The following is a 16,311-nucleotide window of genomic DNA, read 5'->3' on the forward strand; positions in this document are numbered from 1 at the left end:
CGCCGACTGACTGCAACACCAGCCCCACCAACCACAACACGAGTTACGAGACATCCCTTAGGTAACCCAGCAACGCGACGCGAGCGGCCCCACCACCCACACACCGCACCCGTCGATGCGAAGCGAGCGGCCACACCGCCCACACCCACCCCCGCCCCGATCCCCAGCCGCACTTACGGCCGATCCGCCGGGTCAAGAGTGGCGCAGCCATCCCGAAGGGACGCCGAAGGCGCTCTTGACGCGACGGATCGGCCGTGAACACTCAAAGATCGGGGCGGGGGTGGGGCCGCTCAGCAGGCGCGCCAGCGCCGGGAGACCCCGTGCCCGACTTGACCAGCAAGGAAGCCAGTCCAAAGAAAAAGAATGCCTCGCCGGCGGGCAGGCTCCAGGATGATCGAGGCCCAAAGGGATCTCACCTGGGGTGGGTGGTCGAGCTGAGTGATCATCCCGTCGCCTGCGGTTTGTGCATATCACTTTGAGGACCAGCCGCAAGCTTGGCAAGGCAAGCGCAAGCGAGCAAAAAGGTTGCGGCTGCCCCTCAAAGTGATCCACCGGTATCAGGCGACGGGATGATCACCCAACTCTCGGGTGGGATCTGGGGCTGGGCCCCTACAACTCCAACCCCATGGCCCGCAACAAGGTCTGGAACTTCGCCGAGGTCTCATCCAGCTCGGCCTTGGGATCCGACGCCGGGACGATCCCGCCCCCGGCGTACAGCCGCAGGGACCGCTCCGCCACCTCGGCGCACCGGATCGACACCGCCCACTCCCCATCGCCCTCGGAGTTCATCCAGCCGACCGCCCCGGCGTAGTACCCGCGGTCGAACGGCTCCAGTTCGCCCACCAGCTGCCGGGCGGCTTCGGTCGGGGTGCCGCAGATCGCCGGGGTCGGGTGCAGGGCGGCCGCGAGGTGCAGGGCCGTCACGTCCCTGTCCACGAGCTCGCCGGTCACCACCGTGCCGAGGTGCCACATCGTCGGCGTCGAGACCAGGGACGGCTCGCGGGGCACGTCCAGGGAACGGCAGAACGGCCGCAGCGTCTCGACGATCGCCTCGGTCAGGACCGCGTGCTCGATGTGGTCCTTCCGGGACGACGCGAGCGTCTCCGCGTTCTCGCGGTCCGTCACCGGGTCCGCCGACCGGGGTGCGGAACCGGCATGCGGGTGGGAGACCACCTGCCCCCCGATCCGCGACAACAGCAGCTCGGGCGTCGCACCGACGAGGTTGCGGCCGCTGGGCAGGCCCGCAGCGTACGTGTAGGCACCGGCCTTGTCCGCGGCCAGGTTGTGCAGGATCGCCTCGACCGACACGCCGCCGTCGAAGTCCACGTCGAGCGCGCGGGCCAGTACGACCTTGCGCAACCCGCCGTCCTTGAGGATCTTGATGGCGCTCGCCACGGCCTCGGCGTGCCGGACCGGCTCGGGCACGGCCCGCACGGCGCTCGGCGCCCCCACGGGCAGCCGGTGCGCGGGCTGGACGGGACCGGCGATCCGCACGGTCTCCGGAAGAACGAGGTGGCCGGGCGCGACCGCCGTGTCGAACGGCAGCACGCCGACAGCCAGGGAGCCCGGCTCCAGCGCGGCCGGGACGGCCTCACTCAGAGCCGTCACATCGGAGTCGGTGAAGGTCCGCTTCGCCCCGCGGCCCAGGATGGTGCGCCGCGAGGTGCCGAAGTAGAAATCGCCGGGCCGGTAGTCCGCGAGCGTGTCCACACCCCCATTGTGGGCGCACTTCGGTGGGCACGTGGCGCGGAGTGCCTCGCGTCACGTGCCCACCGGCACGGCCTTACTTCAGCGCGTCGATGAGCGCTTCGCGCTGGCGCTCGCCGAGCCCGGCCGCGCGGCGGTCCGGGTCGATGCCGGCCTGCTCCAGCAGCGCCGCGACCTTGACGGCGCCGAGCCCGGGGACGGCCTTCAGCAGCTGCGTGACCTTCGTCTTGCCGATGGTCTTGTCCTCCTTGGCCTTCAGCAGCACCTTGTCGATGCTCTGCTGGCCGGACTTGATGGAGGCGAGCAGCTCGGAACGCGCCTTGCGAGCCTCAGCCGCCTTGGCCAGAGCTTCCGCACGCTGCTCCGGGGTCAACGTAGGCAGAGCCAACGTACTTGTCCTTCCTGTATCGGATGTCCGCTCTCGCGGCGACGACCGGGCACCCAGCTTTGTGCTTGCACGAGCAAGCGCTGGCCAGGCCGTCTGGTCCACGGCCTCAGTAAACGCCACCTGGGCCGATGCCGCGAAATCGACACGCGCGGTCTCGCCCGGTCGGGGAGGGGTCACGCGGTTGTGGCGGGCAGCACGATCTACCACATACAGTTCGAGCAACCGCTGTTCACCGTCGAACCGAGCCGCCCGGGAGTAGCCCCATGCTCAGCACGATGCAGGACGGACACCTCTCCATCGGCACCCTGCTGCGCCACGCCAGCACAGTGCACGCCGCGAGCGAAATCGTGACCTGGACCGAATCCGGCGCCCGCCGGCAGACCTTCGCCGACCTGGGCAAACGGTCCGCCCGGCTGGCCAACGCGCTGCGCGGCCTCGGTATCACGGGGGACCAGCGCGTCGGCACCTTCATGTGGAACAACGCGGAGCACATGGCCGCCTACTGCGCGATCCCGGCCATGGGCGCGGTGCTGCACACCCTCAACATCCGGTTGTTCCCGGAGCAGCTGGCGTTCGTCGCCAACCACGCCGAGGACCAGGTCGTGCTCGTCGACGGCACCCTGGTCCCGCTGCTGGCCAAGCAGCTCCCCCAGTTGAAGACCGTCCGTCACGTCATCGTCGCGAACGGTGACGCGTCGACGCTCCAGGCGCCGGACGGCGTCGAGGTGCACTCCTACGACGAACTGCTCGCCGCCCAGCCGGACACCTTCGACTGGCCCGAGGTGGACGAGCGGTCGACGGCCGCGATGTGTTACACGTCGGGCACGACCGGTGACCCGAAGGGTGTCGCGTACTCGCACCGGTCGATCTGGCTGCACTCGATGCAGGTCTGCATGACCGACAGCATGCGGCTGGCCGAGGACGACAAGGCGCTCGCGATCGTGCCGATGTTCCACGCGATGGCGTGGGGCCTGCCGTACGCGGCGCTGATGATCGGCGCGTCGCTCGTGCTGCCGGACCGGTTCCTCCAGCCCGCCCCGATCGCCCAGCTGCTCGCCGCCGAGAAGCCGACCTTCGCCGGTGCCGTGCCGACGATCTGGCAGGGCCTGCTGCAGCACCTCGACGCGAACCCGCAGGACATCTCGCACCTGCGCGAGGTCGTCGTCGGTGGGTCGGCCGCCCCGCCGTCGCTCATGCACGCCTTCCAGGAGCGCTACGACGTCCCCATCCTGCACGCGTGGGGCATGACGGAGACGTCCCCGCTGGGCAGCGTGGCCCGGCCGCCGAAGTCGGCGACGGGCGAGCAGGCCTGGGCCTACCGCTACACCCAGGGCCGCTTCCCGGCCGGCGTCACGGCCCGGCTCATCGGCGACGACGGCCAGGAACTGCCGTGGGACAACGAGTCCGTCGGCGAGCTGGAGGTGCGGGGGCCGTGGGTCGCGGCGTCCTACTACGGCGGCGAGTCGGTGGACCCGGGCAAGTTCCACGACGGCTGGCTGCGCACCGGCGACGTCGGCAAGATCAGCCCGGACGGCTACCTCACGCTCACCGACCGCTCGAAGGACGTCATCAAGTCCGGCGGTGAGTGGATCTCCTCGGTGGACCTGGAGAACGCCGTGATGGGCCACCCGGCGGTGGCCGAGGCCGCGGTGATCGGCGTGCCCGACGAGAAGTGGGACGAGCGCCCGCTGGTCGCGGTCGTCGTGCGCCAGGGCCAGGAGGTGACGGCGGAGGAGCTGCGGGACTTCCTCGCGGACAAGGTCGCGAAGTGGCAGCTGCCCGAGCACTGGACCTTCATCGAGGAGGTCCCGAAGACGAGCGTCGGCAAGTTCGACAAGAAGCGCCTGCGGGCGCTGAACTCCGAGGGCAAGCTGGACGTGAAGCACTTCTGATGGACCACGATCCGACGACTTTCGCGTTTTCGTGATTCCCACATCGCCTCCTGGTCGGGGCAGGCCTCCAGGCTGCCCGACCGGGAGGACCTCCTCGTAAGGCCGCTACCCAAAGGGACCGGTCTCAATACCTTTTCGTTTGCCTGCCCTGTCCGGTGGGCCCGCGGCAGGCGAGACTGGCCGCATGACCGACGAGTACGTGATGGGCCGCAACACAGCGGAGACCGAACGGCTGCGGGTGCAGGGGGACATCTTCGCCGAGCACAGTGCGCACCTGTTCCGGCTCGCCGGCATCGCGCCGGGAATGCGAGTGCTCGACGTCGGCTGCGGCGCGGGGGACGTGAGCCGGTTGCTCTCCGGGATCGTGGGCCCGGCCGGATCGGTGCTCGGCGTCGATGTCGACGCGGCCGTGCTCGACGTGGCCGCGACCCGCGCGGACGAAGCCGGACTGAGCAACGTGTCGTTCATGCAGGCGGACTTGCGGGAGTTGCGGCTGGACGAGCCCGTCGACGCGCTGGCGGGCCGGCTGATCCTGATGCACCTGCCGGAGCCTGCCGAGACCGTGCGCGCACTCAGCCACCATGTCCGGCCCGGAGGCATGGTGACCTTCCAGGAGTGCGTCCTTTCCCGGTGCCGGTCGGTGCCCCCGACCCCGTTGCTCACCAAGACCGCGCAGTGGGTTTTCGAGGCGGTCCGCAGCGGGGGCGCCGACCCGGACACGGGCGATCGGGTCTCCTCCATCCTCACGGCAGCCGGCCTGCCGGTGCGCGGCATCGCCGCCGCCGGCGCGGGCGGCCTGGCCGATTCGGCGATGCCCGGGTACTTCGCGGCCACGGCGCGCAGCGTCCTGCCGCTGGCGGTCGCACACGGTCTGGTCAGCGAGGCCGAAGCCGCCATCGACGACCTGGAAGGCCGCCTGGCCGAAGAGTTCAGGGCGGCTGAGGCGACGGCCTGGACGGCCGACCTCGTGGCCGCCTGGGCCGAGGTGGCGTAGTCCCCTCGCACCCGCCCGGCATCCGCGAGCCCGGGACGTCTGCGACACGTGCGGCGTCGTGCCGGACATCAGCCTCGACAGTGCGAGCTGTCGTACCCTGACGGGAATGGACGACGAGGGTACTGCGCTGTTCCACAAGACCATGCCGTTCACCGAGCGGCTGGGTGTCGAGGTGCTGGAGCACGGCCGTGAGGTCGTGCGGGCTCGCCTGGCGTGGGAGGACTCCCTCTGCACGCTGGGCGGTGTCCTGCACGGGGGCGTGCTGATGTCCCTCGCGGACGCGACGGCCGCGGTGTGCGCGTTCCTGAACCTGCCGGACGGCGCGAAGGGCACGACGACCATCGAGTCGAAGACGAACTTCCTGCGCGCCGTGCGGGAGGGGTACGCGACCGCGACCGCCCGCCCGTTGCACACCGGCCGCACGGTGGTCGTCGTGGAAACGGAGATCCGGGACGACGCGGACAAGCTCGTGGCGAAGGTGACGCAGACGCAGGCAGTACTTTCGTAAGGAAAAGCTTCACCGGAAAGCCGTCCGGCGGGACAATTTCCCGATGACCCGCACTCGCGCCAGTCGCTTGCTCATCGTGCTCGCGATCGCGATCATGACCACGGTGACCGCAGTTCCAGCCGGCGCGGTGCCCGGCCGCGCCGACGAGGCCGTCGACTACCGGGAATGGCACCACCCGCAGGCGCGTCCCGCGGGCACGACCAGCTTCGGCGGCCGCACGTACGAGTACGAGCGGTGGACCTCCCCCGTCCACCGGCCCGGCTTCGGCGCGACGCAGCTCATCGCGTCCTGGAACGCGCAGACCCCGCCGCACACGTGGCTGCAGGTCGAGGCGCAGGGCGAGACGAACGCCGGCGCCGAGACGGCGTGGTACGTGCTGGGCCGCTGGGCGAGCGACGACACGGAGTTCAAGCGCACCAGCGTCGACGGGCAGGACGACGCGAACGCGAAGGTGGACGTCGACACGCTGGTCACCAAACCCGGCGTGACGCTGCGGTCCTACCGCCTGCGGCTCACGCTCTACCGCGAACCCGGCGCCCAGGCGCCGACGGTGCGCTCGCTCGGCGCGATGACGTCGTACGTGCCCGACCGGTTCGAGGTGCCCGTGTCACCGCCGGGCCGCGCGAGGGGTGTCGAACTGCCCGTCCCGCCGTATGCGCAGAACCTCCACAAAGGACACTTCCCGGAGTACGGTGGTGGCGGCGAGAACTGGTGCAGCCCCACCGCGACGGAGATGGTCGTCGAGTACTGGGGACGCCGCCCCAGCGAGGAACAGCTGTCCTGGATCCCCGCCGACTACGTGGACCGCACGGTCGACTACGCGGCCCGCCAGACCTACGACTACTCCTACGAGGGCACCGGCAACTGGCCGTTCAACACCGCCTACGCCGCGGAGTTCGGGCTGCGCGGGCACATCACGCGCCTGCACTCGCTCGCCGAGCTGGAGGGCTACATCGCCCGCGGCATCCCGGTGATCACGTCGCTGTCGTTCCGCGCGGACGAGCTCGACAACGCCGGCTACGGCACGTCGGGGCACATCATGGTCGTCATCGGGTTCACGGAGAACGGCGACGTGATCACCAACGACCCGGCCGCGAACAGCAACGCCAACGTGCGCACGGTGTACAAGCGCGCGCAGTTCGAGACCGTGTGGCAGCGGACGAAGCGCTACACGGCGGACGGTTCCGTGGCGAGCGGTTCCGGTGGCATCGCCTACCTCATCACACCGTGACACGTCGCCACATGCGCATGTTTTCTGGCAAGCTGCGGGAGGAGCGAACAGCGAGGAAGGTGGTCGCAGATGCCGCACGAGGTCCAGGGAGTCGTGTCCCGCGCGAAGGGTGAGCCGGTCTCGCTGGAGACGGTCGTCGTACCCGACCCCGGTCCGGGCGAGGCGGTGGTGTCCGTCAAGGCGTGCGGGGTGTGCCACACGGACCTGCACTACCGCGAGGGCGGGATCAACGACGAGTTCCCCTTCCTGCTGGGCCACGAGGCCGCGGGGTTCGTCGAGCAGGTCGGCGAGGGCGTCACGGACCTCGCGCCCGGTGACTACGTGATCCTGAACTGGCGTGCGGTGTGCGGCGTCTGCCGCGCGTGCCGCCGCGGCAAGCCGTGGTACTGCTTCAACACCCACAACGCCGCGCAGGCGATGACGCTGACCGACGGCACGAAGCTCACGCCGGCGCTGGGCATCGGCGCCTTCCTGGAGAAGACGCTCGTGCACGCCGGGCAGTGCACGAAGGTCGACCCGGCCGCCGAACCCGCGGTCGCGGGGCTGCTGGGCTGCGGTGTGATGGCCGGGATCGGCGCGGCGATCAACACCGGCGCGGTCGGGCGCGGGGACACCGTCGCGGTGATCGGGTGCGGTGGTGTCGGGGACGCGGCCATCGCCGGTGCGCACCTCGCGGGCGCGCGGAAGGTCATCGCGATCGACACCGACGACCGGAAACTGGAGTGGGCCAAGGGCTTCGGCGCGACGCACACGCTCAACTCGCGCGGGAAGTCGCAGGACGAAGTGGTCGAGGCGATCCAGGACCTCACCGAGTCGTTCGGTGCCGACGTCGTGATCGACGCCGTGGGCAGGCCGGAGACGTGGAAGCAGGCGTTCTACGGGCGCGACCTGGCGGGCACCGTCGTGCTGGTCGGGGTGCCCACGCCCGACATGCGGCTGGACGACGTGCCGCTCATCGACTTCTTCTCGCGTGGTGGCTCGCTGAAGTCCTCGTGGTACGGCGACTGCCTGCCCTCGCGTGATTTCCCGATGCTGGTGGACCTCTACCTGCAGGGCAGGCTGCCGCTGGACAAGTTCGTGACCGAGCGGATCGCGGTGGACGGTGTGGAGCACGCCTTCGAGCGGATGCACAAGGGAGAGGTCCTGCGGAGCGTCGTCGAGTTCGGCTGACCACCCTCACGGGCGACAGACACCGTGATCGTCTAATATCGCGCGCCTGAAACGTGAAGAGGGCACGGTGACACATGGACGATGACGGTCACACTGCGTTCGGACAGTACCGCCCACTGTCTTCCGAGTCCTCCGGGGGGAATGCACGTTCATCTGCACGCGCATCGAGCCTCGCGCACGCGCGTTCCCGGCAGACCACGACCCGTGTCTCGGACGACGTGCTGCTCGACGCGGCGAGGCAGTGCGTGCTCGCCGTCGGGCTGAAACGGGCGACGCTCGCGGAAATCGCGCGCACGGCGAAGGTCAGCCGGATGACGCTGTACCGGCGGTTCCCGGACGTGCGGAGCGTGCTGTCCGCCCTGATGACCCGGGAGTTCGGTGCGTTGCTGCACCGCGCGAGCGCCGAGGGCGCGGGTGCGCAGACCGCGCGGCAACGGCTCGTGCGCAGCGCGGTCGCGGCAGTGCGCCTGCTCAACGCCGACGACCTGATGCGCACGGTCATCGACGTCGACACGGAACTGCTGCTGCCGTACATGGTGGACCGCCTCGGCGGCACGCAGCGCGTCGGCGAGCAGGTCGTGCGCGAGCACCTCGAAGCCGGCCGGGCGGACGGGTCCATCCGGGACGGCGACCTGCCGGCGCAGGCGCGGGTCGTGATGCTAGTGGTCCAGACCTTTGTCCTGTCGCTGCGGGCGGCGACGCGGGACCTGGACCCGAAGGCGGTGCTGAACGAGATGGCGAACCACCTGGACGCCGCGCTGCGCCCCTGAAGCACGGGACGGCGATCCGGAAAAACTGCTTGCCGTCCCGTTGGGTTTTTGCAACAGTATGTTGCATGAGTCCGGTGAGACGGGGCAAAGAGCTGCCGATCTACAACCGGCTCCAGGTGCTGCGGGCGGAGCGCGGGATGAGCCGCGCCGCGCTCGCGGAGGCCGTCGAGGTCAACCCGCAGACCATCGGCGCGCTGGAACGGGGGGACCACTACCCGAGCCTCGACCTCGCGCTGCGCATCTGCGACGTGTTCGGCCTGCCGGTCGAAGCGGTGTTCAACCGGCAGCCGTTCCCGCCACTGTCCACACAGGTCTACCGCAAGGGGGAGGGATGACCGTGGTGTTCGCCAGGAGCAGGGAGGCGTTCTACGCGCACCTCGAAGAACGCGAACGCCGACGCGCACGGCGATTACCGGGCTGGCGCACGAGGAAGCACCGGCGAGCGCTGGCGGTGATGCTCGTCGTCAGCGGTTCGGCGATGGTCGCGATCGCGGCGCTCTGGCGGCGCGACCTCGTTTTCACCGGCTTGTGGTGCCTTGGTTACCTGGTGTGGCTGGTGGCGTTCGTGTTGCTGCGCATCCTGACCGGCAAGATGTCCAGCTCGTTTCCGGCCCTGCTCGACGAGCGCGAGCGGGAATGGCGCCACCGCGTCACTTACGTCGGCTACCAGGTGCTGGTCGTGTTGATGATCGCGGCGGTGTGCTACCTCATCGCGATCACCGGCCGGCCCGACGCCGCCTCGCGCGGCGGTTTCATGCTGGCGGCACTGCTGCTGCTCGGCACGTCCGTGCCCACCGTCCTGCTCGGCTGGACGCTCCCCGACGACGTCACGGAGGATTGATTCCCTTGCCCGACCTGGAACTCGACCAGGTGGCCAAACGCTACGGCGACACGGTCGCGCTCGCCGGCGTCTCGTTCGACGTGCGCGCCGGCGAGCTGTTCGGCTTCGTCGGCAGCAACGGCGCCGGGAAGACCACGGCGATGCGCATCGCGCTCGGCGTGCTCGCCGCCGACTCAGGCGAGGTCCGCTTCGGCGGCGAGCCGATCACCGCGCGGATGCGCACCAGGATCGGCTACATGCCGGAGGAACGCGGGCTGTACCCGAAGATGAAGGTGCTCGACCAGCTCGTGTACCTCGCCGAACTGCACGGGCTCAGCACGAGCGAAGCCCATCGCAGCGCGGAGAACTGGATCAGCAGGCTCGGCCTCGGCGAGCGGCGTCTCGACGAGGTGCAGAAGCTCAGCCTCGGCAACCAGCAACGCGTCCAGCTGGCGGCCGCCCTGGTGCACGACCCCGCGGTGCTCGTGCTCGACGAGCCGTTCTCGGGCCTGGACCCGATCGCGGTGGACGTGATGAGCGCGGTGCTCAAGGAAAAGGCCGCGAGCGGCGTGCCTGTCGTGTTCTCCAGCCACCAGCTCGATCTCGTCGAGCGGCTCTGCGACCGCATCGGGATCATCCGAAGTGGACGGATGGTGGCGACCGGCAGCGTGGACGAGCTGACCGCGAACGCGGCTTCGCGGCTCGTCGTGCGGGCTCCCGGGGCGGAGCCGGGCTGGGCCGTGGACCTCGACGGTGTGCGGGTGCTGTCCGACGAGCCGGGGAAGACCGTGCTGGAACTGGAGCCGGGCACCGACGACCAGCCCGTGCTCAACGCCGCGCTCGCGACCGGCCCGGTGCACGAGTTCCACCACGAGCGCCCGTCGCTGACCGAGTTGTTCCGCACCACCGTTTCGGGGGGAGACCGATGACCGCGCCCAGCGCGTTGCCACCGTTGAAGGCCGTGGGACTGGTCGCCCGGCGCGAGCTGAACACCCGGCTGCGGGCCCGGTCGTTCTACGTCGGGACGCTCGTCATCCTGCTCGTCCTCGGCGGTTACCTGCTGCTGCAGGCGACGCTGATCGGCAACGCGAGCAAGTCGACCGTGGGCCTCACCGGCCAGGCGACCGGGATAGCGCAGCAGCTGTCGGCGGCCGCGGCACAGACCGGCCAGGAGGTCCAGACCAGGACGGTGCCGGATCTGGAGCAGGGCCAGGAGGAGGTCCGCAACGGGGACCTCGACGTGCTCGTCTCCGGGAACGCGGCCGCGCTGCAGGTGTTCGTCAAGTCCGATTTGGACTCCCAGCTGCAGGCGGTGCTGAACGGGATCGCACGGCAGCAGGTGCTCGACGCGAAGCTCGTGGAGGCCGACCTGGACCCGGCGCAGGTGATGCGTGAGGTCGACTCGGCCAAGGTGACGCTCAACCCGCTCGAACCGCCGGACCCCGAGCGCGGGCAGCGGCTGGCGATCGGCCTGATCACGGTGTTCCTGTTGTTCTTCGGCATCCAGACCTACGGCGCGTTCGTGGCGCAGGGCGTGATCGAGGAGAAGGCCAGCAGGGTCGTGGAGATCCTGCTGTCGACCGTGCGGCCGTGGCAGCTGATGCTCGGCAAGGTGCTCGGGCTGGGGCTCGTCGGGCTGGTGCAGATCGTGATCCTCGCGGCGGTCGGGCTCGCGATGGCGGGCGGCACGGGCGTGCTGACGCTGTCCGGCGTGGCGACCGGTACCGCGGCGTGGGGCGTGGTCTGGTACGTCGTCGGGTTCTTCCTCTACGCCACGGTGTACGCGGCGGCGGGCTCGCTCGTGTCGCGCCAGGAGGACGCGGCTTCGGTGATCACGCCGGTGACGATGGTGCTCACGCTCGGGTTCGTCGTCGGGTTCAACGTGCTGCTGCAGAGCCCGGACGGCGCGCTGGGGCGGGTGCTGTCGCTGGTCCCGCTGTTCTCGCCGATCCTGATGCCGGGCCGGATGGCGGCCGGTTCCGCGCCGGGCTGGGAGGTCGGGCTGTCGCTCGTGCTCACGGTCGCGCTGGGTGCGCTGCTGACCTGGCTGGGCAGCCGCGTCTACCGCAACGCCGTGCTGCACACGGGCAGCAGGCTCAAGCTGATGACGGCTCTCCGCGGCTGACACCCGGGGCTCCGTTCGCCTGTTCCGGCTGCCGGGCTCCCCACGCCCGGTCCGGCGAGCGAGGCCACTGCCGGTGCGGCCTACGCCGTCGGGCTGAACCCGCCCGCCGACACGAGCGTCGAGGTCGTGCCGCTGGTCAGCCCGGCTCGCGGCGATGGTGCTCGGCTCATCGGGCGCCGCAAGGTCCCCGCACTTGGCCTGGCGGCTGATCGACTCCGGCGGGGTGGTCGACGACCCGGCCACCCCGCTCAACCGTCCCGCACGCACTCGTCCGTCCACTTCGGTCGGCAAGCCCGGCGACGAAAAAAGGCGCCTCCCCGGCGGGGAAGGCGCCCGATTTCGGCTCTACTCAGCGCTCGGAGATGCGGACGTAGTCCCGCTCCTTCTCGCCGGTGTAGATCTGGCGCGGCCGGCCGATCTTGGTGGCCGGGTCGTTGATCATCTCGCGCCAGTGCGCGATCCAGCCGGGCAGCCGGCCGAGCGCGAACAGGACGGTGAAGAACTTCGTCGGGAAGCCGAGCGCCCGGTAGATCAGACCGGTGTAGAAGTCGACGTTCGGGTACAGCTTCCGCTCGACGAAGTAGTCGTCCGACAGCGCGGTCTCTTCGAGCGTCTTCGCGATGTCCAGCAGCTGGTCGTTGACGCCCAGCTTGTTCAGGATCTGGTCCGCCGTCGCCTTGATGATCTTCGCGCGCGGGTCGTAGTTCTTGTAGACCCGGTGCCCGAAGCCCATCAGGCGGACACCCTTCTCCTTGTTCTTCACGCGGTTGACGAAGTTCGACACGTCGCCGCCGTCGGCCTTGATGCCCTCCAGCATCTCCAGCACCGCGCTGTTCGCGCCGCCGTGCAGCGGGCCGAACAGGGCGTTGATACCGGCCGAGATGCTCGCGAACAGGTTCGCCTCGGACGAGCCGACCAGGCGGACAGTCGAGGTCGAGCAGTTCTGCTCGTGGTCGGCGTGCAGGATGAACAGCAGGTCGAGCGCCTTGGCGACGTCGGGGTCGACCTCGTACGGCTCGGCCGGCAGCCCGAAGGTCATCCGGAGGAAGTTCTCCACCAGGCCGAGCGAGTTGTCCGGGTACAGGAACGGCTGGCCGATCGACTTCTTGTACGCGTAGGCGGCCAGCGTCGGCACCTTGGCGAGCAGGCGCACGGTGGACAGCTCGACGTTCGGTTCGTCGAACGGGTTGAGCGAGTCCTGGTAGAAGGTGGACAGCGCGGACACCGCGCTGGAGAGCACCGGCATCGGGTGCGCGTCACGCGGGAAGCCGTCGAAGAACCGCTTCAGGTCCTCGTGCAGCAGGGTGTGCCGGTTGATCTTCTGCGTGAAGTCCTCGAGCTGGGCCTGGGTGGGCAGCTCGCCGTAGATCAGCAGGTACGAGACCTCGATGAAGGTCGAGTTCTCGGCCAGCTGCTCGATCGGGTAGCCGCGGTAGCGCAGGATGCCCGCGTCACCGTCGATGTAGGTGATGGCCGAGGAGGTGGACCCGGTGTTGACGAAGCCGGGGTCGTAGGTGATGTACCCCGTCTGCGCCAGCAGCTTCCCCAGTTCGATACCGGGAGCGCCCTCGACGGCGTTGACTACCTTGAGTTCGTGCTCGCCGGTCGGCAGGCGCAGCGATACCGTGCTGCCGCCGGACGCCGCAGTCGCGTCGGACATGCAAGTCCCTCTCACGGTCACACGGGTCGGCGGCGCCTGCAGGTCGCACAGGCGGCCATTTGTTCGTGCGTGACCGCTTGGGGGTCTCGCCGCACACCGCCCCGCTGGGGTATGAATTCACCTCTTACGCTAGTCGAATCACGGGGTTTCGCGCAGCCATTGTGTTACCCAGAGCAAACCGTTGGGATCAGATTCACACCATTTCCGCGGCCGTCGGGGGTTCCGCCCCGCTCCGGGAGACGGTGATCGCCGCGGCGCGGGCCGCGTAGCCCAGCGCGGCCTCCCAGTCGGCGGCGTCGAGCTGCGTGACCGCGCCCACACCCCGCTCGTGCAGCCAAGCCAGCAGCGCGCCCTGCACGGTGTCGCCGGCACCGATCGTGTCGACCAGCCGGGCGGGCGCGGAGGGCACGAAAACCTCGTGCGCGGCGGTGTGCACCGCGATTCCGTCGGCACCCTGGGTGAGCACGACCGCGTCCACGCCGGCGTCGAGCCAGCCCTTCGCGGCGGTGATCGGGTCGGCACCCCCGGCGAGCCACGCGGCGTCCTCCACGGAGAGCTTCAGCAGCCGCACGTCGGGCAGCCACGAGAGGAACCGCTCGCGGTACGCGTCGGCGTCGGGGATGAGCGCCGCGCGGATGTTCGGGTCGAGCGCGGTGAGCACGCCCCGCGCCGACTCGCGGCGCAGGAGCGTTTCGTACGTCGTCGCGCCGGGCTCCAGCACCAGGCCGAGGGTGCCCACGCAGAGGATGCGGACCTCGGCGGACAGCGGTCCGGGGTCGGCCACGAGCCGGTCGGCGGTGCCCTCGGTGTAGAAGGTGTAGCTGGCGGAGCCGTGCTCGTCGAGCGCGACGACCGCCAGCGTGGTGGGCTCCGGCCCGTCCTGCACCATCGATATATCGACATACGAGTCGGTGAGGCGCTGCCGGAGCGCCTGGCCGAACCGGTCGGCCGAGATGCGGGACAGGAAGGCCGTCGGCGCCCCCAGCCGCGCGGCGGCGAGCGCCACGTTGTACGGGCCACCGCCGAGCCTCGGCTCCAGCGCGGTCAGCCCACCGTCCACTTCGGAATTCCCCGGCACCAGGTCGACCAGCGCCTCGCCACCCACCACGATCACACGGGCATGCTAACCCGGGAACCGGCAGGCCGAGCCGGATCTGTCCCTTCCTGTCATCCCCGGGACGCCAGGCCCCCGAGCAGCAGCTCGGACAGCGCCGTGAAGGCCTCGGCGTCGGAGACCCCCGTGCGCGAGCCGACGACGCCCGTCTGGATGGCCTCGACGAGCACGGCCGCCATCTCCGCGATGAGCGTGGCGTGCACGTCGCGGAACACCCCGTCCTCGACACCGCGGGCGATGAAGCTGCGGATCCGCGCGGCGGCGGCGCGGCTGTTCATCTCGTAGGCCGCCCGCGCGGGCGCGAAGTCGTTGATGTCCCGCATGAAGGCGGGCGACGCGCGGTGCAGGTACTCGGAGATGCCGGCGAGGTAGCTGCCGATGATCTCGCGCGCGTCGGTCAGGTCCGCGATCCGCGTCTCCAGCACGTCCGCCGCGCCCTTGAAGAAGTGGGCCACGACGCGGACGGCGAGCTGCTCCTTGCTGGGCGCGAGCGCGTAGAGGGTGGACTTCGAGCAGTGCATCTTCGCCGCGAGGTCGTCGAGCGTGAACTGGACGAACCCCTCGGCCAGGAACAACTCCTCCAGCTCGGCGAGCAGGGCACGCTGCCGGGCCGTCAGCTGACGGCTCCCCGGAGGACGCAGCGGAACGCGGTCTGCCATTCGGACACCGTATGTGCTGTACTGTACTTGGTTATAGAGTACTGCTTTGCGTACACGTCGTGGAGGCCGTCATGCCCGTCGAGCGGCTGTTGCCGGATCAGGAGTCGCGGGACCTGCTCGCGCTGGCCACCGAGCTGGCGCGTGAGGAGCTGAAGCCGCGGGCCGCGGAGTACGAGGAGGCGGCGCGGTTCCCGCGGGAGCAGTTCCGCACGCTCGGCAAGGCGGGCCTGCTGGGGTTGCCGTACTCGGAGCGCTGGGGCGGCGGCGAGGTGCCGTACGAGGTGTACCTGCAGGTGCTCGAAGAGGTCGCGGCCGCGTGGATGTCGGTCGGCGTGGGGCTGTCGGTGCACACGATGTCGTGCTTCGCGCTCGCGCACCACGGCACGGACGAGCAGCGGGACCGGTGGCTGCCGTCGATGCTGGAGGGCGAGCTGCTGGGGGCGTACGCGCTGTCGGAGTCGCACGCGGGTTCCGACGCGGGGGCGCTGTCGACGCGGGCGCGGCTGGACGGCGACGCGTACGTCGTCAACGGCACCAAGGCGTGGATCACGCACGGCGGCGAGGCGGACTTCTACACGACGATGGTCCGCACCGGGGACGACGCGATCTCGTGCCTGCTGGTGGACTCCTCGACGCCGGGACTCACCGCGGCGCCTCCCGAGCGGAAAATGGGCCTCACCGGGTCCACCACCGCACAGATGATCTTCTCCGACGCCCGGGTTGACGCGGACCGGTTGATCGGCCAGGAAGGCGCGGGTCTGCGGATCGCTCTGTCCTCTTTGGACTCAGGACGCCTCGGTATCGCCGCGTGCGCGGTGGGTCTGGCACAGGCGGCCCTCGACGAGGCGGTGGCGTACGCGAAGGGCCGCAGCCAGTTCGGCAAGCTGATCATCGAGTTCCAGGGGCTGGAGTTCCTGCTGGCCGACATGGCGGCAGCGGTCGACTCGGCCCGCGCCACGTATCTGGACGCCGCCCGCCGCCGCGACCGGGGCATGTCGTTCCGCCGCCAGGCCTCGATCGCGAAGCTCGTGGCGACCGACACCGCGATGAAGGTGACCACGGACGCCGTGCAGGTGCTGGGCGGTGCGGGGTACACGCGTGACTTCCCGGTCGAGCGGTACATGCGCGAGGCCAAGGTCCCCCAGATCTTCGAGGGGACGAACCAGATCCAGCGGATGGTCATCGCGCGGGAGTTGCGACTCTGACGCAAGCCTAAGAGTTGGGTGATCATCCCGTCGCCTGATACCGGTGGATCACTTTGAGGGGCAGCCGC

General features: G+C 69.9%; 16 protein-coding genes. 11 read left to right on the plus strand and 5 right to left on the minus strand.

From position 1 onward, the window contains the following. Positions 1-609: 609 nt before the first annotated feature. Together ABFX51_RS15550 and mihF are read right to left on the minus strand one after the other, a co-directional pair. Positions 610-1,710 (minus strand): isochorismate synthase, encoded by a 1,101-nt coding sequence (locus ABFX51_RS15550; RefSeq protein WP_346054100.1) that lies wholly within the window; start codon positions 1,708-1,710, stop codon positions 610-612. Positions 1,711-1,783: 73 nt separating this feature from the next. Continuing rightward, positions 1,784-2,095: an integration host factor, actinobacterial type gene (gene mihF, locus ABFX51_RS15555; RefSeq protein ID WP_091517208.1), complete on the minus strand. Its 312-nt coding sequence runs from the start codon at positions 2,093-2,095 to the stop codon at positions 1,784-1,786. A 263-nt stretch (positions 2,096-2,358) separates the two neighbouring features. Between mihF and ABFX51_RS15560 the strand changes: the two genes are divergently transcribed. The 10 genes from ABFX51_RS15560 to ABFX51_RS15605 all read left to right on the plus strand — a co-directional run bounded on the left by ABFX51_RS15560 (position 2,359) and on the right by ABFX51_RS15605 (position 11,605). Further along, on the plus strand, positions 2,359-3,987 hold the full coding sequence (locus ABFX51_RS15560) for a long-chain fatty acid--CoA ligase (protein WP_091517209.1): 1,629 nt from the start codon (positions 2,359-2,361) through the stop codon (positions 3,985-3,987). Between the two features lie 184 nt (positions 3,988-4,171). After that, positions 4,172-4,981 (plus strand): class I SAM-dependent methyltransferase, encoded by an 810-nt coding sequence (locus ABFX51_RS15565; RefSeq protein ID WP_346054101.1) that lies wholly within the window; start codon positions 4,172-4,174, stop codon positions 4,979-4,981. A gap of 106 nt (positions 4,982-5,087) precedes the next feature. Then, positions 5,088-5,489 carry a PaaI family thioesterase gene (locus ABFX51_RS15570; protein ID WP_346054102.1) on the plus strand — a complete coding sequence of 134 codons (402 nt, stop codon included), beginning with the start codon at positions 5,088-5,090 and terminating at the stop codon, positions 5,487-5,489. A gap of 43 nt (positions 5,490-5,532) precedes the next feature. Next, positions 5,533-6,720: a C39 family peptidase gene (locus ABFX51_RS15575; protein WP_346054103.1), complete on the plus strand. Its 1,188-nt coding sequence runs from the start codon at positions 5,533-5,535 to the stop codon at positions 6,718-6,720. A 69-nt stretch (positions 6,721-6,789) separates the two neighbouring features. Continuing rightward, positions 6,790-7,890, plus strand: a complete 1,101-nt coding sequence (locus ABFX51_RS15580; protein ID WP_091517213.1) for an S-(hydroxymethyl)mycothiol dehydrogenase — start codon at positions 6,790-6,792, stop codon at positions 7,888-7,890. Between the two features lie 218 nt (positions 7,891-8,108). Then, positions 8,109-8,660 carry a TetR/AcrR family transcriptional regulator gene (locus tag ABFX51_RS15585; protein WP_245783455.1) on the plus strand — a complete coding sequence of 184 codons (552 nt, stop codon included), beginning with the start codon at positions 8,109-8,111 and terminating at the stop codon, positions 8,658-8,660. Between the two features lie 65 nt (positions 8,661-8,725). After that, positions 8,726-8,995 (plus strand): helix-turn-helix transcriptional regulator, encoded by a 270-nt coding sequence (locus ABFX51_RS15590; RefSeq protein WP_091517215.1) that lies wholly within the window; start codon positions 8,726-8,728, stop codon positions 8,993-8,995. Continuing rightward, positions 8,992-9,501, plus strand: coding sequence for a hypothetical protein (locus ABFX51_RS15595; RefSeq protein WP_346054104.1), 510 nt, complete (start codon positions 8,992-8,994; stop codon positions 9,499-9,501). Before ABFX51_RS15590 ends, ABFX51_RS15595 begins: the two co-directional genes overlap by 4 nt. Continuing rightward, on the plus strand, positions 9,501-10,409 hold the full coding sequence (locus ABFX51_RS15600) for an ABC transporter ATP-binding protein (RefSeq protein WP_091517222.1): 909 nt from the start codon (positions 9,501-9,503) through the stop codon (positions 10,407-10,409). The genes ABFX51_RS15595 and ABFX51_RS15600 overlap by 1 nt, the downstream gene beginning before the upstream one ends. Continuing rightward, complete coding sequence (locus ABFX51_RS15605; protein ID WP_346054105.1) at positions 10,406-11,605, plus strand: ABC transporter permease; 1,200 nt, start codon at positions 10,406-10,408, stop codon at positions 11,603-11,605. The genes ABFX51_RS15600 and ABFX51_RS15605 overlap by 4 nt, the downstream gene beginning before the upstream one ends. A gap of 349 nt (positions 11,606-11,954) precedes the next feature. Here the strand turns inward: ABFX51_RS15605 and ABFX51_RS15610 are convergent, their stop codons facing one another. From ABFX51_RS15610 to ABFX51_RS15620, 3 genes are all read right to left on the minus strand, one after another. Continuing rightward, positions 11,955-13,265 carry a citrate synthase gene (locus ABFX51_RS15610; RefSeq protein WP_091517218.1) on the minus strand — a complete coding sequence of 437 codons (1,311 nt, stop codon included), beginning with the start codon at positions 13,263-13,265 and terminating at the stop codon, positions 11,955-11,957. Between the two features lie 193 nt (positions 13,266-13,458). Then, positions 13,459-14,379 (minus strand): carbohydrate kinase family protein, encoded by a 921-nt coding sequence (locus tag ABFX51_RS15615; protein WP_346054106.1) that lies wholly within the window; start codon positions 14,377-14,379, stop codon positions 13,459-13,461. A 53-nt stretch (positions 14,380-14,432) separates the two neighbouring features. Next, the gene (locus ABFX51_RS15620) at positions 14,433-15,038 is read right to left on the minus strand and encodes a TetR/AcrR family transcriptional regulator (RefSeq protein WP_091517220.1); all 606 of its coding nucleotides are present in this window, start codon (positions 15,036-15,038) and stop codon (positions 14,433-14,435) included. 71 nt (positions 15,039-15,109) lie between these two features. On the opposite strand from ABFX51_RS15620, the gene ABFX51_RS15625 reads away from it, so the two are divergent. Then, the gene (locus tag ABFX51_RS15625; protein ID WP_346054107.1) at positions 15,110-16,243 is read left to right on the plus strand and encodes an acyl-CoA dehydrogenase family protein; all 1,134 of its coding nucleotides are present in this window, start codon (positions 15,110-15,112) and stop codon (positions 16,241-16,243) included. Positions 16,244-16,311: the final 68 nt, after the last annotated feature.

The organism is Amycolatopsis dongchuanensis, assembly GCF_039542405.1.
GTDB classification, from domain to species: domain Bacteria; phylum Actinomycetota; class Actinomycetes; order Mycobacteriales; family Pseudonocardiaceae; genus Amycolatopsis_E; species Amycolatopsis_E sacchari.